Annotated in this window: 2 protein-coding genes; both read left to right on the plus strand. The window is 37.9% G+C overall.

Annotated features, from left to right (window positions below; translation table 11 throughout):
• Positions 1-221: Imm49 family immunity protein (locus tag I6F66_RS21710; protein ID WP_197209841.1), on the plus strand; the 221-nt coding region annotated here is incomplete at its 5' end.
• A 47-nt stretch (positions 222-268) separates the two neighbouring features.
• The coding region (locus I6F66_RS21715) for a hypothetical protein (protein WP_197209842.1) at positions 269-565 on the plus strand (297 nt) is incomplete at its 3' end.

Consider the following 565-nt stretch of genomic DNA (forward strand, 5'->3'; position numbering starts at 1 on the left):
CGGTGCAAGGAGAGACTACTCCGAGTACCGCCTTAGCAGATGCATTGAATGATAGCTGGGAGTACCATGAGCGATTCTTAGATAAAGGTTACCAACAAACTGATTTTTACATGCCAATTGTCTTGCTAGGTTTAACGTGCATGGCAAAAGACCTTGGTAACGAATTAAACGTGCAATCAGACTTTATTCCGCAGTTTTATATTGATGGCGATTACCTTTAATTTCACCCAAAACGCCCCAAAAACCGACATAATTTAAAGGAATAACCATGATAAACATAAAGCGTGATTACGAGTCTGTAGAGCTTGAAGATAATATCGAACGTTTTGAAAGAAGATATAACAGAGTAAGTCAAAAATTGCACATTAAAAGAGATAATTTAATAAGTTTTTTTGGCAGTGCAATCAAAATCTGCCAATGGTGGTCGTTTGATTTAACCGAAGAAAACAAGCAAAAATCAATAACAGCATTAAAGCTTGCTGCAAAAGCCGGTGAGGCTATTTTTAAGCTAGGTCGAGAGCCTGAAAAAGAGCAACGTATCGTGATTGACGACATATTAGACGCT

The organism is Pseudoalteromonas sp. NZS100_1 (genome assembly GCF_015864285.1).
GTDB classification, from domain to species: domain Bacteria; phylum Pseudomonadota; class Gammaproteobacteria; order Enterobacterales; family Alteromonadaceae; genus Pseudoalteromonas; species Pseudoalteromonas arctica.